Consider the following 22,715-nt stretch of genomic DNA (forward strand, 5'->3'; position numbering starts at 1 on the left):
CATTTCTTTCCAAATTGAAAAACTTCCTACAGTTGAAAATCACTCTCATAATACAAAACCTTATTCATATTCCCTTGTAAAAATTCAACCTTTTCTCTAATTTCCTCAGATACAAACGGCATTTTTATATCTGACAAAGTTTCCTTCAAAGTCTGTGTCAATTTCACAGTTTTTACTTTATATTTATCTAACCTCAAATCATTTGCCATTGATTTTATACAATCTTCAAGAGTTCCAATTTCATCAACTAAATTGATATTTTTGGCTTCGCTTCCAAGCCACACTCTTCCTTGTGCAATTTTTTCAAGTTCCTCGTCATTCATTCCTCTGGCTACCATTACATGTTCCTTAAACTCGCCATAAACTTCATTCATATTATGGATTAATTTCTCTTTTGAATCTTCTCCTAATTCTTCAAATGGATTCAGCATATCAAAGCCAGCACCCTTTCCAAATCCTTCCAAATTAACATCTAACTTTTTTATTGTTCCTACAACTTCAGGATACATCATCACAACACCGATTGAACCTGTCAAAGTGAAGTTATTTGCAAATAATTTTTTTCCAGTTGTAGCAATGTAATAACCTCCACTTGCACACAAATCTCCCATTGAAACATATATCGGCACAGTCAATTTTTTTAATTTCTTGTATATTTTTTCAGAAACTAAAGCACTTCCACCAGGCGAATTTATTCTTAATACTAACCCTTTCAAATTCTTTATTTCTTTTAATTCCTCAAGTTTTTCACAAACATTATCATAGGTAATATTTTTGTTGGGATTTTTCATATCAATAACGCCCTCAAGATTTATCACAGCAATTGTATCTTTCGCCTTTTCCTTCTTATTTTTTGACATTATAATGTAATCTTCAATTGAAACAGTGTCTTCCTTATAATTTATCCCAATCTCATCATAATCAGCAACACCGTCAATCAATTTATATTCCAAAGCCTTTTTCTTCCCAGCAAAAATCAAATTTCCACTCAATATCTCATTTTCAATATCAGTCCCTCTTTTACTTTTTACCAATTCCACAAAATCTTTAAAAACTTTATCTTTTATATTTTTAATTGATTCCTTTTTCTCTTCTGACATTTGGTTATGGCTATATTTTTCTCCAGCCACCTTATAATCACCAATATGAAGCACATTCATCCTTATCCCAAACTTTTCCAGAAACGACTTCAAATAAAATTCCTTATGTAAATATCCCCTAAAAATAAGAGTTGACTGCCTTGTGTCAAACATAAAAATCTTATCAGCAAGCATAGCCTGTCTATATCGACTTTCCTCAAAAAGCGTTCCTATCGCTACTACTTCCTTATTTTTCCTAATCTTATCAAAAATTTTAGAAATTTCTTCCAGCTGGGAAAGTGTCAAATTCAACTTATCCACATCAATAATCACTTTTTTTATATTTTTATCTTCCGCAAGATTATTTAATCCTTGCAATATTTGATAATACGATAATTTCTCTTTCCCCTTTAATGCCGGCATAGCCACATCTTCCTTCAATTTTTTTACATCAAACACAACAGTTTTTACCTTTTTTAAAGGCAATTTCTTCTTATTTTTTACTCTAAGAATTTTCTTCATAAAAATTAGATTTAAAATCACACACAAAATAAGCATTATTACTATTTCTAACAACATTTTCAAAATAAACATCATATCAACTCCCTTTTTTATTCTTAAACTATTTTACTAATAATCCCAATCCAAATGCAATACAACATCCTATTAACAATAACAATTCTTTCATATTGAAAATTAATATCAAAAAAATATACATCAATATTAAACTGCCCAAAAGATAAAAAACACTTTTCATTTTAATTTCAAAATCATACATTACCCCAAGTACAAAAAACACTATTAGTGGCAAAGCCAAAGTTATTACAAAAAATATTGCCAATTCAAAAAATGAAGCAAAAATACTAATATCGGACTAGCACTATTAATTTCTATTATTACTTTTCTTGTATACAAAGCTATCGGATACAATATTAATTGTGAAATAAAAAACGGAAACAACGACATCCAATCTGGAAATTTTATTTTTTTGTTTTTATTCAATTTATTACTCCTACCAAAAATTTCAATACTTTATTTTAAATAATTTTTTAATAAAGTTTTTATTAAAAATTAATTAAGCTGCATACTACAATTAAATTAAAAATGTCGTGATTTTTTGGGAATAAAAACTACTGTTTGAGCTTTTTCAAAAGATTAAAATTACAACCGTTTAAAGAGTTAGCAAAAACTCTTATTAAAAAGCGAGTTTAGTTTTTATTCCCAAAAAATTCTTAGACAAGCCGGGTTTGCAAAGGGGATGGCGACTGTTCCCCTTTGCTTTATAAGAAAGAAAAAAACAAATATTAATAAAAATCATTAATCCAAAATTCTTAAATATATATTTCTTATAAAAATAAAAATTACAGTTCAATTAACAACTTCTTCAATTCATTCATTTTATCCCTCAACTTAATAGCTTCCTCAAAATTAAGTTCCTCTGCCAATTTCTTGATTTGCTTGTCAAGTTTCTTAATTTCCTTTTCCACATCTTTTTCACTCTTATACTGCTTAATTGCTTTGTTTGCTTCATTTTCTTTTTCAATTTCATAGTCTACAATCGACTCTGCGATTTCTCTTACGATTGATTTTGGATTAATGTTGTGTTCCAAGTTGTATTTTTCCTGAACTTCACGCCGCCTGTTTACTTCGTCAATGGCTTCCTGCATAGAACCTGTTATTCTGTCAGCATATAGGATAACGTGTCCTTCCACGTTTCTTGCAGCACGTCCCATTGTCTGAATTAAAGATCTTCTGGAACGTAAATATCCTTCCTTGTCTGCTTCCAAAATTGCTACTAATGAAACCTCTGGAATATCCAGCCCTTCCCGCAGCAAGTTTATTCCAACCAGAACATCAAATTCACCTTTCCTCAAGCCTCTTATTATCTCTGTTCTTTCTAGCGTGTCAATGTCAGAGTGCATATATTTTACTTTTATTCCATATTCCAAATAGTAATCTGTCAGTTCTTCTGCCATTTTTTTTGTCAAGGTTGTAACTAAAATCCGTTCTTTTCTTGCCGTTCTTGTTTTTATTTCATCCATCAAGTCATCAATTTGATTTTTTGTTTCTCGAATGTCGATACTTGGCTCTACAATTCCTGTTGGACGTACAAGCTGCTCTACAACTTCACCATTTGAATGTTCCAGCTCATAATCGCTTGGAGTGGCTGAAATATACACAGCTTGCGGAACTTTTTCAAAAAATTCCTCAAATTTTAATGGACGGTTGTCGTAAGCACTTGGAAGCCTGAATCCATTGTCAATTAAAGACTGCTTTCTTGCCCTATCTCCCTTATACATCCCATTTATCTGCGGAACTGAAATGTGCGACTCATCCAAAAATACAACCAAATCCTCTGGAAAATAGTCAATCAGCGTATCAGGCGCTTCTCCTTCACCTTTTCCAGTCAAATATCTGGAATAGTTTTCCACACCTTTACAATAACCAATTTCCTCAATCATTTCCAAGTCATATTTTGTCCTTTGCTCAATTCTCTGTGCTTCCAGCAGTTTTCCTTCCTTTTGGAAAAAATGCACTCTTTCTTCCATTTCCTTTTTTATTGCCTCAAACATCACTTTTGTATCTTCATTTGTCAAATAGTGAGTTGCAGGCATTATTGTGATTCTTTTTATATTTCTAATTTTCTGTCCAGTAAGCGTATTAATCTCTGAAATGCTTTCCAAATCATCTCCAAAAAATTCAAAACGGTATCCTGTATCCTGATAAGATGGATGTAAATCAAGAATATCACCTTTCACACGGAATTTTCCACGCTCAAAAGCAATATCATTTCTCTCATATCTAAGTGAAATCAGCCTTTTTATAAGCTCATTTCTCTCAAACCCAGTTTCCACATCAATCGGAATCGATCTCTTTTTATATGCCTCTGGCGATCCCAATCCATAAATTGCCGAAACCGAAGCCACGATAATAACATCTCTTCTATTCAAAAGTGCTGCTGTTGCTGCATGCCGTAATTTATCAATCTCATCATTAATTGAAGAGTCCTTTTCAATATACGTATCAGTTTGCATAATATACGCTTCAGGCTGGTAATAATCATAATAAGACACAAAATATTCAACAGCATTTTCAGGAAAAAACTGCTTGTACTCATTGTAAAGCTGTGCTGCAAGTGTTTTATTCGGTGCCATTATCAAAGCTGGACGATTTATTTTTTCAATAACATTCGCAACTGTAAATGTCTTTCCCGAACCCGTAACCCCAAGCAAAATCTGATCTGTAATACCATCTTCCAAGTTTTCCACAATTTTTTGGATAGCCTGAGGCTGATCTCCAGTGGGCTTAAATTTTGAATGTATCTTAAAATCCATCTCTATTTTTCCTCCTTTCAATACAAACCTTTTGGTTATTTATAAAAGTTTATAAACTCTCAAATAATACAATTTTTGATTTTTTTATTTTTTATTACTTTCTGACAAGCCCCTGCTATAGTAATACTAACCCCCATTTAAATAACGAATTTATTACAATCTTTTCTAACAAAGGATAAAAAACAATCTTAGTTGAATAATTATGAATTAGTTATCAAACAACCTTATTATAAAAATTTATTCCTATTTTTAAATAGGGTTTAATATAAAGATTGTTATTATTCAATTTTTATAATTATTTAATATAACCTAAAAATAAAATTATTTCCCATAACCCATTTCATCAAGAAATTTCTTATTTTTTCTCCATTTCTTCTTAACTTTTACCCACAATTTTAAATTAACCTTCAAATCAATCAGATGCTCAATTTCACGTCTAGCCTCTATCCCAATTTTCTTAAGCATAGCCCCATCTTTTCCAATAATAATACCTTTTTGACTATCCCTTTCAACATAAATATTTATATCATATTTTCTAATTGTAGGCTTTGTTTCTACATTAATAATCTCCACAGCTACACTATGCGGAATTTCATCTTTTGTATGATGTAAAATTTTCTCTCTGACTGTTTCCACAACGATTTTATTTACTGGTAAATCTGTATAGTAATCTTCTGGATAAAACCATACATCATTTGACAAATATTTCTTGGCAACTTCAAATATTTTATGAATCCCAATCGCATATTCCGCCGTAAGAGTTATTATTTCATCAAACTCTCCCAATTTTTCACGAATTTCCTTTTTCTTCTCCTCAATTTCCTCATCCGTCATTTTATCAATTTTGTTAATAACAAGTACAATTGGTGTATTTACACTTCGCACATTTTCATTAACAAACATATCCCCAGTTGAAATTTCCTGTGTCCCATCCAGCATAAACATTATCAAATCCACATTTTCAAGTGCCTCTAACGCTACATTAGTCATATGTTCCCCAAGTAAATGCTTAGGCTTATGAATCCCCGGCGTATCCACAAATATAAACTGATTCTCTCCAATATTTACAATCCCTTTTATCTGATCTCTAGTCGTCCCAGCCTTATCCGACACAATCGCAACCTTTTCTTTCACAAGCTTATTCATAAGCGTAGACTTCCCAACATTTGGACGTCCAACAATTGTTATAAATCCTGACTTCATTCTTTCTCCAATTCTGTTTTTTATATTTTTTTCACAAATTCCGATTTCAGTTTCATCGCTCCAAAACCATCTATTTTACAGTCGATATTATGAATCCCATCGTCAATTAATCTTATATTTTTAACTTTTGTTCCTCTTTTCAAGTCTGATGATGCACCTTTTACTTTCAAATCCTTAATAATTGTAACGCTGTCCCCATCCTGCAAAATATTTCCGTTTGAATCTTTTACAACGTTTTCATCATCGCTTTCTTCTCCATTTTCAGCCCATTCGTAAAAGCATTCTGGACAAACTAGCATATTTCCATCCTCATAAACATATTCGGATCCACATTTAGGACAATTTGATAAACTCATACTTTATATTCCTTTCAAATTTTATTATTTTTTATTATACCACGAAACAGAAAGTTATAAAATATGTTTATCATTATAATTTTCATTTATAGTAATGATATTTTAAAATCAATTTCCAAAATTATTTTATTGTTTCAGTATTAAAGGAGCTTGAGTACATATCAATTTTTGCAGTAAACAACGGCATTATAAAAAATGTTATAAAAAATAACATTCCATAATATGCAAAAACCGTCCATAATGGTGCTTTCCCGTTAATATTAAGCTGCAAAAGCGGAATTTTGCTCCCAGCGTAAATAAATCCTTCAAAAGCCTTAAAAATAATTTCTGTAACAAAAACAATCGAGCTGTTAAATAAAGATAATTTAAAAATATTTAGAAGCACAATAAAAAATAAACATTGTATAACAACTGTTCCGATTGGTATTCCCACAATATTTAATAAAAACGAAAATAAAGGCAGTTTTTCAAAATAATAAAAAAATAATGGAATACTTGTAATTTGTATTGTTAAACTTAAAAATATCAAATCTACAGTATTTCTCAAAACTTCGTTTTTTATTTTATCCAAAATTTTTTCCTGATAAATTTTCTTAAATTCAGGATTTACAAATATTATTGCCACAACTGCCGCATACGAAAGCTGCATTGAAATATCAAAAAGTGAATACGGATTTAGCACAATTATAACAATAAACGACACCAGAAGGGATTTTTTACTGTCTTCCTGCTCAAAAAGAATCCTTGCCAAAATCATCATCGCTCCCATAATATAGGCACGTAAAATTCCTGGCGAGAATCCAATTAATGCACAGTAAAAAGTGAGTGCAACAAGTGCCATCAAATACTTAAACCTGTACCCTAGCGACAGCCCATCCAAAATTTTCACAATTCCAATAACAACCAGACTTATATGAGTCCCAGAAATTACAATCAAATGAGCCAGTCCCGTGTATTTAAACTTATCCTTCATATCCTTAGAAACCTCCGCCTTTTCTCCCAGAACCGCAGCACGTGAAAAAGCATACAAATTTTCTTCAGTTATAAATAAATTATCAAAAATCTCCAAAATATATTTGCGGACTCCATTTAATCGTGATTCTTTATATCCCAGCAGTTTCCCTTCAATCTTAATATTGCCATTTTTATTTACAATTTTCCTAATTTTGTACCGCATAAGGTAAAATCCATATTCAAGCCCCTTCTTATTCTCAATACTCGCCTGGTTTTTCAAATATTTGTTATTAACCTTCAAGACACTTCCACGATTTCCATCAATTTTCACATAAAGTGTATTTTCTCCAGAAAGTTCCCCCTTAAAAGTAACAAAATTCAAATAAAACGCAAACAAAAAAATCCCTGCCAAAATTAAAATTCCAAATTGCCAAGTTCTTTTCACTTCTTCAATTCCAACTTGCATATTAAAAAATTTTACTAAATTTTGTTTCTTGCGTGAAAGTTCAGATTTTATATGCTTTTTTCTAGCTTCTTTTTCCCTCAATTTTTGCATTTCCAAAATATATTTGTCAAATTCCTTATTTTCAAATTTATTTACATTTTCTTGAGTTTTGCTACTGTTATTATTTTTACTCACTTTTGTATTTCCAGAATTTTTCAAATTCTTATTTTTATTAGATTTTTTCACAATTTTACGAAATCTTATATTTTCAAAATCTCTTTTTTTATTATTTTGTCCAGTTGTTGTATTATTCTCAACATTTCCCCCATTTTTCATCTAAATTTCCTCCTCCCACAAGTTAGCCTTTGAATAGTCATCCGAAAGATTAATCGGCTTTTTAGCCCTGTAAATACTTATAATCGGATATTTCGCCGCATTTATTGTGTTTGTAGAAATTCTGTAATAAATTTTTTCTCCCTTTTTATCCAACAAATAAACGGAAAATCCTTTTTCAAAATTCCCTTCATTTGTAGTACGTCTTCTAAAATCAGCATTTTTATTAGAATTATTTGTCATATAAGATAAGTTTTTGGAAATCTTCATTTTATCAACAATATCCTTTTTCCCATTTTTTTCGTCTAGAAAATAAGCTGTCTTTTCAGATATTTTAAAATCCAGCACATATTCCTTCCTGTTGTGCTGTGCATACTGCTGAATTTTTCTGATAAACTGGCTAATATTCCTCTTTTGAATTGCGAACTCCTGATTCTGCCTCTGTTTCTGTAAATTCACAGAAACCACCATAAATAAAATCGCCGTAATCGAAATGTATAATAAAACCTCAATGAGTGTAAACCCCTTGTTATTCCCCTTTATTCTCATTTTTCCCCCTTTTAAAAAACTATTTTTATACAAAATTTAATTTTTAATTAATATTATTATACATCATTTTTTGAAAAAATCAAATTATTTTTTATAAAAAATATATTTACAAAAAAAATTCCTCATTCAATGAATAAGAAACTTTTTCCACAATTTTATACCTTATAACTATAATCAATATACAGATTATTTCCTTCTACAACACAGTTATTGAATACTAATTTATTATTTTTTTTAATTTCATATTTTTGTTTTATCTCAAAAAGCATCTGATTTTCAACTTCTACTATTTCTATCGCTTCACAATTTTGATTTAAAATTCTGACAAAAATAGAAAACTGATAATCTTCATAAAAATGTTTTATTCCATTTATTTTTATTTCCGAATCTCTTGGAGAAACCTGATTAATTGAATCAAGATAACTTGTTAGCATATTTAAATTTTCCAATTCTGCTTTGTTTATCCAAAATAATTTTCCGCCATCTTCATCAAACAAAATATCTGGAATAAACTTTATTTTACAAATATAAGGAACAATCAATATTTTTTTATTATTCACACTTAAAAAACAAGGTTCCAATCCTTTTTCCACATCCACTTTTATTCCTGATTCTTCCAAAAACTCTTGTTTCAATCTGCTTTCCAAATCACTATCACTTTTTTCCAGCTTTCCTCCCAACAGTTCATATTCGTTCCTTTCATTCTGCCTCAATAAAAAATTTCCATCTATACTCACAATTCCTTTTACTGACACAGCATTCATAAATTTCCCCTTTTCCTTAACTAAATAATTATTCCCCGTTTTTTAAACAACTTTATTTTCCAAATTTTATAAACTTTTCTCTGCTTCATCAATCGTCTTATATCCTTTTTCCAGTACAATATTTTCCAAATTATTTTCTGCCAAGTTTACATTATTTGTAACACAGCTTTGGATATACTCATAATATAATTTCAATGTTTTTACTGAATATGATGATAATTCTCCCTTCAAGTAAGTTTCAATTGAAGTATAGTTTGGTGTGTCATATTTTGAGTATAAAGGGCGCCCTTTTGAAGTAACTTTTGGATATTTTTTTATTATTTCTTCTTCCCAATGCAAATAAATTTCTACTATTTTTTGCACCAATTCTTCTTTCTCCTGCGAGATTTCAGGCAAGTAACCCTTAATTATTTCATATTCCTTTGGCGAACTGTATTTCATCATTCTGGCATATTTATCCTGAACAATGTTTTCGCCACGATGTTTTGCCAAAATCAAGTCTTCCAAATAACTTTCCAGAATTTCATCAGGCAATGTTTCCCATTGGCTTCTTCTCATAATTTCAAATTCCTGCGGATTATCCTGACATTCTGCCCTTCCTTCCGTATGATGCACATTTTGAAAAAATTCCCATTCCCTTTTTAAAATTTGTCTAATAAAACTTTCTTTTTTACTAATTTCTCTTTCCATTTTCAATTCTCCTATTTTAAAATCCAATATTCTTTAATTTTGTCGATTGTTTTTTAAATTTTCTATTTTAATCCATCGCAGGATTCCAGTTCCTTAATTTTTCATCTTCAATTTTATTTTGCACAAAAGACCCATAATCCTGTAAAAAGTCGCTTGTTAATTGTCTTGGAACAATATCTTGATTTTTCATTTCCAAAATTACATTAGCACTTATTTCTTCAATAATTTGAAATTTCCGATTAACTGCACCAGTTGGCAATTTTACCAGTTCTTCAATTAGAAAATAAGTTTTTTCTCCCAAGGTTTTCAAGTTTTTTAAGGCTCTTGGCATCCATTTATAAAAAAGTTTATATTTTTTATTTAATAAAAAAATCATATGTATTGCCTCATTTATAAATTCGGTTTCTGCCAGCCTTGCTGCCACAATTTCATTCCTTTTCATGCACCGCAAATAGTTATACTGCCCAGATTGTGCCATTTTCATACATCTTGTGGCAATTTTATTAAGCCGTATATCTTCTGGAAAATATTTTTTTAAATCATTTCTAATTTTTGTAAATTGTCCTAAATTATCCATAAAAATTTCTCCATTAACCGCCGTTGCTAGCAATTCTTCTGGAATTAACCGCCAATCATACAAATTCTCAGGCGCCTTTACATCCCCCAAAAATTTAAAAAACCAGTCTTCCATATTAAGGACACCACGCCGTCCATCTCCAAATTCACTCACATTCAATGCTCTAAATCCCAAAAACTCCTTCGGCAATTCATTAAGCCTTTTTTGCAAATTTAGTCCATATTTTTCATAATCTTCTGAACTTAGCCAAATACAGCAGGACGGCCCAAAATCATGATCCTGCGAAATTTCATCATCGAACCCAAAACACTCTGAACCTTCTCCCGCAAGTCCAGCCGCCATTTTTTCAAAAACTTCTAGAAATTCACTTTTTATAACTGGCAGATAAACTTCTTCAAAATATTTTTTTGAAAGTTCCAGTCCTTTTATTTTATTTGAATCCATTTTTTCTCCTTCTTCCAAAAATCTAAACCATTTTTTCCTTCACAACTTCAATATTTTCCAAAATATTTTTGTAATTATTGCTTTCTTTACCAAACGTCTTTTCACAAATTTCAGAACTTTCCTCAAATAATTCCAATGCTTTTTCATATTCATTTTCTGCAAAATAAAAAGTCGCCATATTATTCAGAACTGCCGCATACAAATTATGAGTTTTTCCAACTTCCTTTTCGATTAGTTCCAGTGATTTTTGCAAGTATTCCTCTGCTTTTTCTTTGTTTTTTACTTTCAAGTAAGGCTGTACAAGATTGCTTAATGTAATCGCATACTGAATAGGATTTTCTCCAACTTTTTCCAGTACCCTTAGACTTTTTTCCTGTAATTCAATCGCTTCCTCGTATCTTTCAAGCTCCTGATAAAATAAAGCCAAATTATTGCACACGCTCGCATAAACATAGTCATTTTGCAAATTATTATTTTCATAAATTTTCATAGTATTAAGGTACATATCTTCAGTTTCATCATATTTTTTCATAAATCTGTAAACTTCGGCTAGGTTAAGGCTGCAAGTCGCATATGGAATACTGTCTTTGCCGTACTTTTTCTCAATAAAGCCTTGTGCCTTCAGCAAAGCATCTTTCGCTGTGTCAAACTCCCCAACATATTTAAGAGTTCCCCCAACTTCATTCAAAATTTTAATATTTTCATCACTTTCCTCACCAAAAACCTCTTCTGTAAGTTCTGCTAATTCCTTTAACACTTTAACCTCTTCCACAACATTCCCCTGCTGCATAAGTTCTTTTCTCAAGTTTGTCAATTCGTTTATTCTGACTTTTTTTTCAAATATATTTGACATTTTATATTTCTCCTTTATCTTAAATTTATTGCTTAACTTTGGTATTACAAAAATATAATTTGAATACATTTCAATTTTAAATTTATTATTTCTAACAAAAGTTTACCATACAAAATTGCAATCTGCAACAATATTAAAAATAATTTTAAGATTTTAAAATAGTTTTACTATAAAATAAAATTATGTTGTTGAAATAAAAAAACTCCTATTATATAATTAAAATAGATTAAATATTTTTAGAGGAAAGAAGGAAAGATAAGATGAATAAAGAAAAAATTGATTTTAAATATCATCATATAAAGCATTATAAATATCAGGCACAATCAAAGAAAACTTTGATAACTTCAATTTTACTGACATTATTTTTTGCTTTAGTTGAATTGTTTGGCGGGATATTTAGCGGTTCGCTTGCACTTATTTCAGATTCATTTCATATGTTTTCGGATGTTGTTGCACTTTTATTCAGCATTATTGCAGTATTTTTTTCAGCTAAAAAGCCAAACAAAAATTTTACTTACGGATTTTTGAGAATCGAGATAATTTCTGCATTCATAAATGGACTGGCTCTTATGATAATATCGGTTGGAATAGTTATTGAAGCTATAAAACGGCTTTTCAATCCAGAACATGTTGATTTTTTTACAATGTTTACAATTGCAGTAATTGGACTTCTAGTTAATATCATACTTATGTTTGTACTTATGAGAAGTTTGAAAAAAGAAAAGAATCTTAATGTAAAAAGTGCTTTGTGGCATTTTTTAGGCGATACATTAAATTCTGTCGGAGTCATAATTGCTGCAGTTATTTTGAAATTAACTAATCTTGTTATTTTTGACATAATAATAAGTGTGATTATCAGCGTTGTTATTTTCACTGGAGGGCTAAAAATTGCAAAAGAGGCGTTTTTTATTTTAATGGAAGCTGTTCCAAACAATCTAGACATTAACGAAATTTATAATAAAATTTTGACAATTGATAAAATAAAGGATATTCACGAATTTCATTTATGGAATATTTCAGAAGAGAACATAAGCATTTCATTTCATATTTTGCTTGACGAATATGATGGCGTAAATGATTACGAGATTGTAAATAATGTGGTAAAACTCCTAAAAAATGAATATGGAATAGAGCATGTGACAGTTCAGATTGAAAATCCCGAAATAAATCCGCATCTTTAATTACGCTTTTAACATAGCAAAAAAAACATAATTTTCAAATCTTCTAATTTAGCCGATCTGTCAATTATGTTTTTCATTTAAATATTAGCTTTATTATCTTCTTCTACAAGATTTTTCAATGCCATTAGGCCCTCTATAAATAGCATCTTTTCCACCTTTAAAGAATTCGATATTTCCATTTTTGGAAACATATCTTGCTCCACTGGCTGATACTGCCACTTTCAAGTTATAAACATTTCCTGCTTTAGTCACTACTCTGGCAGCGTTTGTTGCCGGATATGAAACTGTTATTCTTTCAGAACTGCAAGTATATGATTCTGAAGCCACTCTTCTTGCAGCAGGTTTTTTACCCGTTCTTCTCTTGGCTGTTGCAGCAAAGCTCATTCCTCCAATTAATGTCATTACAGACAATACTAGCATAGATTTTTTCAATAATTTCATTTTTACACCATCTCTTTTCCTCAAAATTTATTTCGATACGAAGTATACCACCTAAAACTGTTAAATTTCTTATAAAATACTATTTATTAAAAATGAAACTGTAGTAAAATTACTTAATTGTCTAGCCTATTAATTTTAGATTTTATTTTAAATTATTTAGGCCTATTCGATAGCTATATAAATACTGCTTTTTAATAGTTTTCAGGGAATAAAACTCTTTCTACACCTTCAATTATGATATGCAGAATCATCATATGAACTTCTTGAATTCTGTCTGATGTTTCACCGGGAATTATAAATTCATAGTCACACATTCCCTTCAATTTTCCCCCATCTTTTCCAAGTAATGCCACTGTTTTCAAATTTCTTTCCTTAGCTGATTTTACAGCCTCGATTATATTTTTGGAATTTCCTGAAGTTGAGATTCCAAAGAAGAAATCACCTTCCTGCCCGAATGCTTCCACACCTTTTGCAAAAATAAAGTCAAAGCCGTAATCATTTCCAACACATGTAATATGTGAAGAATCGCTAATACTTATAGATGGCAATGCTTTTCTATCTTTTCTAAATCTTCCTGTAAATTCTTCTGCAAAGTGCATCGCATCACAGTTGCTTCCACCATTTCCTGCAATCATTGATTTTTTGCCGTTTTTATAAGCCTGTGCCAATTCCTGCGATATTTTTTCTGTCTTTTCAATATTTTCATCATTTTCTACAAATGCCTTTACAGTTTCAAAAGCTGTTAAATACGAATTTCTTATATTTTCTTTTAACATAATTTTCCTCCCAAAATTTATTTATAAATTATTTATTTAAATTATTACTTATTTTTTACTGAAAATAATGCTGGAGTAATCTTATAATCTCTCACAAATTTTACAAATTTAGAAATTCCTGTTTTTTCACCATTTTCACGAATATAGACGATTTGGAACTTATCTTCAGATTTTTCGAAGTTATGAATAATTTTTAATGCGCCTTTTTCGATTTCTTCATAAACGCTGTAATACGGAAGAACTGCAAACCCAAGCCCGCTTTTTATAAGATTTTTCATTGTTTCAATGCTTCCATTTATGACAATTCTGTTTTCCAGATTAAATCCTATTATTTTTTCAAACAAATCCAGATATTTGCTTGTCAGCACAGTATCCCGCTTTAACAGCTGCATTTCCTTCAGTTCCCTGTAATCTGATATTTCCTTACCTGCTACGACAACAAATGGATATTCCTCAGTTTCAATAACCTTTATTTCCTTATCCTCAATGAAATATTCCTCCATTAGTGCAACGTCAACTGTTCCTTCCTTCAGATGCTTTACAAGCGACTCACGGTTTTTGATATACAAGTCAAATTCAATCTCGGGATTATGCTTTTTAAATTCCACCATAATTCTAGGCAGCACAGGCTCTCCAATATTATGAGTCGCCCCTATGCAAATTTTACCCTTGCCATAATGCGAAATTTTTTCCATTTCCTTTTCCACCCGTAAAATCTTGTCAAAAACATCCTTTGACATCCGATAAAGCTCTTTTCCTGCAAAAGTTAGCCTGAAATTTTTCGAATTTCTTTCAATAAGCTGGATTCCCAATTTTGTTTCCAGTTTTTTTATTTGTATCGATACCGCAGATTGACTTATAAATAAATTTTTTGCAGCTTTAGTAAAACTCTTTTCCTTGCACGCCTCAAAAAAAATTTTTAAATGATGTACATCCACATTTATTTCTCCAATCATATATTTTTTATATTATTATAACTCATACATATATTTTTGTCCAGTAAATATACATCGAAGAATAAAATAAATGAATAATAAGATAAATAATCCAGCCTTTTTTATTACTTTAATTAATGATTGATTTTTTTTATGCTAAATTTACTCAAGATTTTTTATACTTACTTCAAACTTTATGAATATTATACCACTGTTTATTTTGATAATCAAATTATTTTTTCACTTCTATAAATATGCTAAATCTCATTTAAAAAATAGAAGTAAAATTCTATAATAATTAATTTGATAACTTTGTTAAAAAATCAAATTTAATTCTTAAGTATCCATCTTAAAGACTTTTATAATTTTATTTATAAATATTATGACTTTTTTTTATTCAATTTTTTTGTAACGTAAGGGCATCAGACGCCATGCCCTTACAATTTTGCTTATTTAATATTTTCAAATGATTAAAACATAATTTTTACTTTTTAAACAGATTTTAGTATAAATTAATCCGTCGGAGCATTTTTCTGTGCTGGCAAAACTGTTTGAGCATAGCGAGTTTTTTGTCAGTGCAGAAAAATGTCGTAGACTAGCCATAGGTTGTAGGATTTGCGGCAATGAGCAATCCTACGAAAATAAAAAAGAAAAAACATAGTAATATGAAAAAATATTTATTAATAAAATGTCCAAAAAATAATAAAAAATAATTTAGTTGAATGATTATGAATTAATTATCAAACAACTCTATTATAAAAATTTATTCCTATTTTCAAAAAGGGTTTAGTATTAAATATAATAATCTTTATAATTTAGTATAGAATGTCGTGATTTTTTTGGAATGAAACTGATTAAACACATTTCTTTAAATAGGAAATAATATTATACTGATAAAACTTAGCAAATTCCAGATTTAAACAAAATAAGCACGATTCTCAAATAAATTTTAAATACTTTTGATAACCAAAAAATTATAGAAAAATTAACTATTTAGTGATAAAATATACTCGAACTTTTTTAACAAAAAGACAGCAAGAAGTCGTAGGCTTTCTACAAGTGGGAGATGAATTGCTTTTTTTGTAAAAAAATTGAAAAAAGGATACGTCTATGATACAATTTTTGTATAAAATATTGAAGAGAAATCTTAATGATAAATTTCTAAAGAAATAATTAAAAATAATACTCAAAATCAAAAGGAGGTGTAATTTTATGAAATATAATTTAGCATTCAAATACAGAATTTATCCAAATAAAGATCAAGAATTATTGATAAACAAGACTTTTGGATGTGTTCGTTTTGTTTACAATACAATTTTGTACACTGCGAATAAAATTTATGAAGAAACTGGAAAAAATAAAATAATTACACCTGCCAGTTTGAAAAGTGAAAATCAATTTTTGAAAGAAGTAGATAGTTTGGCACTTGCAAATGCTCAATTAAATGTAAAACGCTCGTTTACGAATTTTTTCCAGAAGAGAGCAAAGTTTCCAAGGTTCAAATCTAAAAAGAATAATGTTAAAAGTTATACGACAAATTGTGTGAACAATTCGATACGAATAGAGGAAAACAAATATTTGGTTTTGCCAAAATTGAAAAGAGTAAAATTGAAATATCATAGAGAAATACCAAAGAATTATAGAATAAAGTCGGTAACACTAACAAACAGTAATGGAAATTACTATGTTTTTATTTTGACGGAATTTGAAAAAGAAATCCAAAAAAATCCAAGTAATGATAAAGTGATTGGACTTGATTTTTCAATGTCTGAATTATTTGTCAGTTCTGAAAACCAAAGAGCTGATTATCCAAAATATTTTAAGATGTTGGAGAAAAAATTGAAAAAATTACAAAAATCATTATCGAGAAAAGTAAAATTTTCTAAAAATTGGTATAGACAAAAAGAGAAAATATCAAAATTGCATGAGTATATCAAAAATTGTCGAAAAGATTTTTTACATAAATTATCAAAAAAATTGTCTGAAACGTATAATGCTGTGGTTGTTGAGGATTTGAATATGAAAGGGATGAGTCAGGCATTAAATTTTGGGAAAAGTGTAGGAGATAATGGATGGGGAATGTTTTTGAGGATGCTTGAGTATAAGCTGATATTTTCAGGGAAACAATTTTTGAAGATAGATAAGTGGTTTCCATCGTCGAAAACTTGTAGTAAATGTGGAAACGTTAAAGAAGAGCTGAAATTATCAGAAAGAAGTTATAAATGTGAGTGCTGTGGAATTGAAATTGACAGAGATTACAATGCGGCATTGAATATAAGAGACATTGGAAAAGCGATGTTGAAATATTAGGGAAATAAAAGGAAGCAGGGTAGGAACTACCCGAAGAGCTTGGTAAATATATTTGGCTAGCAAAAGCAGATACTTCCCAAGAAGCTCCCGCTTCTAAAAGCGGGAGTAGTTCACTATCAATCTAGTCAAGAATTTGAGCAGGAAAGTCATTAATTTGTGAACTTGGTTTTAAAATAGTTTTACTATGCAAATATTCACATAGTTAAAATTTATAAAATTTAAAATTTAGGAGGAAAAATGGTAGAACAATTATTTAAAGAATTATCTTTATTGGAAGAAGTTGAAGCAATCGCATTGGGAGGTTCACGTGCTGGAGAAAATTATGATGAAAAATCAGACTATGACGTGTATCTTTACATAAATTCCCCTATTAGCGAAGAAAAAAGAAAAAACATTTTAAAAAATTTTTGCAGCCATATGGAAATTGGAAACAGCTTTTGGGAATACGAAGACAATTGTGTCTTAAACAATGGAATCGAAATTGACATTCTCTATCGGAATATGGAAGATTTTATGAAAGGAATCGAAAGAGTCGTTATCGAATGCCAACCAAACAATTCCTACACAACTTGCATGTGGCACAATCTAATTACTTGCAAAATTTTATATGATAAAAACGGAACCCTTGAAAAATACAAAAATAAATATACCATAAACTATCCAAAACAACTAAAAGAAAATATCATAAAAAGACAGCTGGAATTAATAGACTCTGCAATGCCAGCATATCCGAAACAAATAAAAAAAGCAATTTCAAGAAAAGATTTTGTCAGCATAAACCATAGAATAACAGAATTCCTAGCTTCATATTTTGATCTATTATTCGCGATTAATGAAGTGACACACCCTGGTGAAAAACGATTAATCCAACTTTGTAAGAAACAATGCAAAATCTTGCCTGAAAACTTTGAAGAAAATCTAAATTCTCTTTTTTCGCATATGTATTCAGAAGAAAATCAATCTTTATTAATGAGTGATATAGAAAATATTATAAATAATATAAAAAAGATTTCTTACTAAATTCTTAAATAGTTTTTTTATTACAAACAGCCTAATATTTATTTGACAAACTAAAACAATTTCAATTTATATCTAATTATTCAGTTAAATTAATAAAAGGGTAATTTTATTTTAGATTTTTCCTTTTTTTAAGCATAAAGAGTATCAGTTATCGTCCCTTTCACATCGCAATAACAGTTATTCTTATATGCTTTACATGTTTATGAGTTAAATGTTTAGGTGATAGTGTTATGCACTAATCCCAGCTCGTTTGATCATTTAATATTGTAATTTAGGATAAAAATAATATATAATATAATCATAATGTTTTAAAACAAAATTTAAAAATAATATCTGTTTTTTTATTTATATAGTAATCATCTACTTAATTTAAAAAAAAATTCACTATAAATATATTTAATTTATACAATAAAAAATTAAAGGAGAGCACTATGATAAGAACCAATGAGGAAAAATTTCTGAAAAAATTGAAAGAAAATATCAATATTGAAAGCTTAAAAGGAGATGGAAAAATATTTTCATATGTAAACGGAAATTATCTTGCAGGAGATAATGAAAAATATATGAATATGTATGATAAATTATCATTCTGGTATGATTTTGGTGAAAAATGGATAGGACTGCTCAGATATGGAAATACAATTTCTGAAATGAGAAAAAATCTTATGGAACATCTGGAATGGAAAAATGGTATTTCTGTTTTGTATGTTTCCATTGGCACTGGAAAGGATTTAAATTTTATTCCACAGAATGTTGATTTAAAATCTTTAGATTTTACAGGTATAGACATTTCCCGTGGTATGTTAAAAAAATGTCATTCAATCTGGAAAAAAAGAACAAACCTCACATTAGTAAATTGCTGTGCAGAAGATTTACCTTTTAAGGACAATGCTTTTGATATTGTTTTTCATGTAGGAGGAATTAATTTTTTTACTGATAAGGCTCTGGCTATAAAAGAAATGATCCGTGTATCAAAACCTGGTTCAAAAATAATGATAGCAGATGAAACCGCAGATTTTATCGGAACTCAATATAAGAAAAGTATTTTTACAAAAAATTACTACAGGAATACAGATTTTGATTTAAGTGAAATTCAGAAATGCATACCTGAAAGTGTAAAAGAAAAGAAGACAGACTTTTTATGGAATAACAGATTCTATTGTATTACATTCAGAAAATAGATAAAACAGTACTTTCATTCTCAACTTTAAGATAAGAGGTGTTGTTTTAGAAAAAATTGGCACAATTAATATTGTAATTTAAGTTAAAAAAATCTTTTATCTGAGTATTTATAAATATTCTTTTTAAGAAAAATAAAAAATTTGACAATAAATAAAAATTTTGATAACATTTACGGGTAGAATAAAAAACTGTGAAAGAAGGAGAGTATATGTCAAGTATTATAATTCCAAAAAATTATGATCCAAAATACGGGATTATGGAAACAGAAATCGCTATAAAAGCGGCAAAAGACTGTTTTGAAAAAGAGCTTGCAAAAGCGTTGGACTTAACAAGAATTTCGGCACCTATGTTCGTTAGAAAGACGGCAGGGATTAATGACAACTTAAACGGTGTTGAGCGTCCTGTGGCTTTTGAAACAAAAGAAATGCCAGATGTAACATTGGAAATTGTACATTCGCTTGCAAAATGGAAAAGAATCGCATTAAAGCAGTATGGTGTAGAAGCTGGAAAAGGGATTTACACAGATATGAATGCCATTAGAAGAGATGAGGATTTGGACAATATACATTCGATTTATGTCGATCAGTGGGACTGGGAGAAAGTTATTTCAAAAGAAGATAGAAATATTGACTTTTTAAAGGACACTGTAAAAAAAATATATCAAGTCTTTTTAAATGCAGAAAAAGAATTGACAGACAAATTCGATAAATTTGAAAAATTTTTACCAAAGGAAGTAACATTTATCACTTCTCAAGAGCTGGAAAATTTATATCCTGAATTGACTCCAAACGAAAGGGAAGACAAATTTTCAAAAGAAAATGGAGCAATATTTATTATGCAAATTGGAAAAGTATTAAATTCAGGACAAAGACACGACGGCCGTGCCCCAGATTATGATGATTGGGAATTAAATGGAGATTTGATTATGTGGAATCCAGTTCTTGAAAGATCGCTGGAATTATCATCAATGGGAATCCGTGTGGACAAAGCCGCTCTAGAACGTCAATTAAAAGAGTTAAATCTGGAAGAAAGAAAAAATCTTGATTTTCACAAAATGCTTCTAAACGATGAATTGCCACTAACAATCGGTGGAGGAATCGGACAGTCAAGAATCTGTATGTTTTTATTGCAAAAAGCTCACATTGGAGAAGTTCAGGCCTCAGTTTGGACTCCTGAAATTGTGAAGGAATGTAAAGAAAACGGAATCAATCTTTTATGGTATTAAGATAGAAAATCTGAAATGTAACAAAAAAAAGTGAATTACTAATTAATTTTAGTTTTTCACTTTTTTATTTAAAATTTAAATTATTTCCCGCAACTTTCAATAAACTTGTCAAAAATCTCCTGCATTTTCTCATTCCCACGAACTGCCATCATTTCAGGATGCCATTGTACTGCATAAAAGAATTTATGATTTTTGTTTTGAAAAGCCTCTACTATTCCATCGTTTGCTTTTGCAATAGCAATCAAGCCATTTCCCAAATCTTTTATCATTTGATGATGGAAAGAGTTTGTTCTAGTTTTTTCTCCAAAAATTTCAAATAAAATATTATCCTTTTCAATATTTATATCGTGTGTAGGCAAGTCAGGAAGCCACTTTTGCATATGATTAATCGTCGTTCCCGTATATTTTACATCTTGATACAAACTTCCGCCAAAATAGACATTTGCAATTTGCAATCCACGACAAATCCCAAAAATAGGCTTTCCAGTTTTCATAAACTCATCTAAAATTTCAAGCTCAAATTTATCCCGCTCTGGTGTAATACTCCCAACTTCCTGCAGACAGTTCTCTCCATATAAAATCGGATCAGGATCTCCTCCTCCAGAAAGTAAAAGACCGTCCAGAAGCTGAATTTGTTCCCTTATAACTTCCATATTTTCTGTTATTGGCAAAATAAATGGTATTCCTCCAGCATTTATAACCGCCTTGCTGTAATCCACAGAAACTATCGTCTTGTGATCATTTAGTCTATTTGGGTTTAATTCCAGCGAAGTAGTAATCCCTATAATTGGTTTTCTTTTATTATTCATCTATCAAATTCCTTTCTTTCCCCCGTTTTTATTATCACTTTTTATTTAAAATTTCTCACTCTTCCAAAAAAATCAATAAAGTTCTTATAAGTTACCATCTCAATCTCATTTTGAGAGTATCCTCTTTTTTTCAAGGCTTTTTTTACATTGCCTAACTCTGTAACATCGTGAAGACCAAGAAGTCCATCAACCTCTTCTCCTTCTGGAGTATAATATTCAGCAAAGTCAAGTCCAAATCCAACTTTATCCAGTCCAATTTTCTCAGCCACATATTCCAGATGATTTAAAAGCATTTCCAGATTTTTTTCATTTTCATTTTGACTGACAAAATTGTGATAACTGTTCATTCCAACCATTCCCCCTCGTTCACCGATACATAAAATTTGATCATCAGTTAAGTTCCTCATTGACGGACAAAGACTTCTGGCATTTGAATGTGAGGCAAAAAAAGGCTTTTTAGAATGTTTGACAATATCCCAGAATGTTTTATCGTTAGCATGTGAAACATCAAGTAAGATTCCCAATTCATTGATTATTCTCACAGCATCAATTCCAAGTGAAGTCAATCCCCTGTTTTTATCTCCACTCTGCCCTGTTGCAAAAGCGTTTGCTTCATTCCAAGTCATTCCAATATGTCGCACACCAAGCTGATTTAATAAATAAATATAATCAAGTTTATCTCCAATCCCTGGAAGCCCTTCTATTCCAAGCATAATTCCAAACTTTTTATCTTCTTCCTTAACATTTTTCCAATTTTCAAAAATTTTAAAATCAGATGGCTCTTTTATAACCTTTATCAAATCTCTTGCGTGGTACAATTCCTCAGTCATTGCTCGCAAATCTGCAAAAAAATATTCTTCAGTATTCTCCACTTCATTCACATTCAAATAAATAACAAAAATTCCTCCAGAAAGCCCTCCTTTCAAAAATTTTTCCTTGTATTTATTTCTAATAACGTCCTTATTTCCCTTCTGATATTCCCAGAAATTATCCGTCCACACATCTGCATGCATATCAAAAAACATTGATTTTTTCCTTCTTTCTATGTAAATTTATTTTATACTATTTCCTGCTTAAAGAATATAAACAAAAAGTTTATGAAACTAAAGTTATTTTTTCTATTATACAATCCATGTAACTATTAAAATATATAATTAAAATAAGAAAAATTTAGTAAAATGTCGCAATTAATATTGCAATTTATGAAATAAAATTATAAAAGTCTTTAAGACAAATTCTTAAAAATTAGATTTG

At 29.7% G+C, this 22,715-nt stretch carries 20 protein-coding genes; 5 read left to right on the plus strand and 15 right to left on the minus strand.

All coding sequences use genetic code 11. The annotated features are described in order from the left end of the window. Positions 1-26 precede the first annotated feature (26 nt). The 10 genes from sppA to HW275_RS02190 all read right to left on the minus strand — a co-directional run bounded on the left by sppA (position 27) and on the right by HW275_RS02190 (position 11,582). Positions 27-1,673 (minus strand): signal peptide peptidase SppA, encoded by a 1,647-nt coding sequence (gene sppA / locus HW275_RS02145; protein WP_178934741.1) that lies wholly within the window; start codon positions 1,671-1,673, stop codon positions 27-29. 767 nt (positions 1,674-2,440) lie between these two features. Beyond that, positions 2,441-4,414 (minus strand): excinuclease ABC subunit UvrB, encoded by a 1,974-nt coding sequence (gene uvrB / locus HW275_RS02150; protein ID WP_218975077.1) that lies wholly within the window; start codon positions 4,412-4,414, stop codon positions 2,441-2,443. Between the two features lie 321 nt (positions 4,415-4,735). Next, positions 4,736-5,617 carry a GTPase Era gene (era, locus tag HW275_RS02155; protein WP_178934742.1) on the minus strand — a complete coding sequence of 294 codons (882 nt, stop codon included), beginning with the start codon at positions 5,615-5,617 and terminating at the stop codon, positions 4,736-4,738. A 20-nt stretch (positions 5,618-5,637) separates the two neighbouring features. After that, the gene (locus tag HW275_RS02160) at positions 5,638-5,973 is read right to left on the minus strand and encodes a zinc ribbon domain-containing protein YjdM (protein WP_178934743.1); all 336 of its coding nucleotides are present in this window, start codon (positions 5,971-5,973) and stop codon (positions 5,638-5,640) included. Between the two features lie 121 nt (positions 5,974-6,094). Beyond that, complete coding sequence (locus HW275_RS02165) at positions 6,095-7,708, minus strand: ComEC/Rec2 family competence protein (RefSeq protein ID WP_178934744.1); 1,614 nt, start codon at positions 7,706-7,708, stop codon at positions 6,095-6,097. Next, positions 7,709-8,254, minus strand: a complete 546-nt coding sequence (locus tag HW275_RS02170) for a type II secretion system protein (RefSeq protein ID WP_178934746.1) — start codon at positions 8,252-8,254, stop codon at positions 7,709-7,711. Positions 8,255-8,409: 155 nt separating this feature from the next. Next, positions 8,410-9,018, minus strand: coding sequence for a hypothetical protein (locus HW275_RS02175; protein ID WP_178934748.1), 609 nt, complete (start codon positions 9,016-9,018; stop codon positions 8,410-8,412). A 66-nt stretch (positions 9,019-9,084) separates the two neighbouring features. Continuing rightward, complete coding sequence (locus HW275_RS02180; RefSeq protein WP_146996333.1) at positions 9,085-9,708, minus strand: DUF4125 family protein; 624 nt, start codon at positions 9,706-9,708, stop codon at positions 9,085-9,087. 67 nt (positions 9,709-9,775) lie between these two features. Next, complete coding sequence (locus HW275_RS02185) at positions 9,776-10,729, minus strand: DUF4037 domain-containing protein (RefSeq protein ID WP_178934751.1); 954 nt, start codon at positions 10,727-10,729, stop codon at positions 9,776-9,778. 22 nt (positions 10,730-10,751) lie between these two features. Then, positions 10,752-11,582 carry a tetratricopeptide repeat protein gene (locus HW275_RS02190; protein ID WP_178934753.1) on the minus strand — a complete coding sequence of 277 codons (831 nt, stop codon included), beginning with the start codon at positions 11,580-11,582 and terminating at the stop codon, positions 10,752-10,754. 260 nt (positions 11,583-11,842) lie between these two features. Here HW275_RS02190 and HW275_RS02195 point away from each other — a divergent pair, with 260 nt between their 5' ends. Beyond that, complete coding sequence (locus HW275_RS02195; protein WP_178934755.1) at positions 11,843-12,763, plus strand: cation diffusion facilitator family transporter; 921 nt, start codon at positions 11,843-11,845, stop codon at positions 12,761-12,763. A gap of 93 nt (positions 12,764-12,856) precedes the next feature. On the opposite strand, the gene HW275_RS02200 is transcribed toward HW275_RS02195, so the two are convergent. The 3 genes from HW275_RS02200 to HW275_RS02210 form a co-directional block, all read right to left on the minus strand. Next, the gene (locus tag HW275_RS02200; protein ID WP_178934757.1) at positions 12,857-13,204 is read right to left on the minus strand and encodes an MliC family protein; all 348 of its coding nucleotides are present in this window, start codon (positions 13,202-13,204) and stop codon (positions 12,857-12,859) included. Between the two features lie 191 nt (positions 13,205-13,395). Continuing rightward, complete coding sequence (gene gmhA / locus HW275_RS02205; protein ID WP_178934759.1) at positions 13,396-13,980, minus strand: D-sedoheptulose 7-phosphate isomerase; 585 nt, start codon at positions 13,978-13,980, stop codon at positions 13,396-13,398. A 44-nt stretch (positions 13,981-14,024) separates the two neighbouring features. After that, complete coding sequence (locus tag HW275_RS02210; protein ID WP_178934761.1) at positions 14,025-14,918, minus strand: LysR family transcriptional regulator; 894 nt, start codon at positions 14,916-14,918, stop codon at positions 14,025-14,027. A gap of 1,209 nt (positions 14,919-16,127) precedes the next feature. Here HW275_RS02210 and HW275_RS02215 point away from each other — a divergent pair. The 4 genes from HW275_RS02215 to asnA all read left to right on the plus strand — a co-directional run bounded on the left by HW275_RS02215 (position 16,128) and on the right by asnA (position 20,652). Continuing rightward, entirely contained in the window at positions 16,128-17,225 is a 1,098-nt protein-coding gene (locus HW275_RS02215) for an RNA-guided endonuclease TnpB family protein (protein ID WP_178934763.1), read from the plus strand. 237 nt (positions 17,226-17,462) lie between these two features. After that, entirely contained in the window at positions 17,463-18,245 is a 783-nt protein-coding gene (locus HW275_RS02220) for a DUF4037 domain-containing protein (RefSeq protein WP_178934765.1), read from the plus strand. A gap of 431 nt (positions 18,246-18,676) precedes the next feature. Beyond that, on the plus strand, positions 18,677-19,426 hold the full coding sequence (locus HW275_RS02225) for a class I SAM-dependent methyltransferase (protein WP_146996326.1): 750 nt from the start codon (positions 18,677-18,679) through the stop codon (positions 19,424-19,426). Between the two features lie 209 nt (positions 19,427-19,635). Beyond that, positions 19,636-20,652 (plus strand): aspartate--ammonia ligase, encoded by a 1,017-nt coding sequence (gene asnA, locus HW275_RS02230; protein ID WP_178934767.1) that lies wholly within the window; start codon positions 19,636-19,638, stop codon positions 20,650-20,652. An 80-nt stretch (positions 20,653-20,732) separates the two neighbouring features. Here the strand turns inward: asnA and HW275_RS02235 are convergent, their stop codons facing one another. Further along, complete coding sequence (locus HW275_RS02235) at positions 20,733-21,461, minus strand: gamma-glutamyl-gamma-aminobutyrate hydrolase family protein (protein WP_178934769.1); 729 nt, start codon at positions 21,459-21,461, stop codon at positions 20,733-20,735. A 41-nt stretch (positions 21,462-21,502) separates the two neighbouring features. Beyond that, entirely contained in the window at positions 21,503-22,486 is a 984-nt protein-coding gene (locus tag HW275_RS02240) for a dipeptidase (protein ID WP_178934771.1), read from the minus strand. Between the last annotated feature and the right edge of the window lie 229 nt (positions 22,487-22,715).

Source organism: Leptotrichia sp. oral taxon 223 (genome assembly GCF_013394795.1).
In the GTDB taxonomy this organism is placed as follows: Bacteria; Fusobacteriota; Fusobacteriia; order Fusobacteriales; family Leptotrichiaceae; genus Leptotrichia.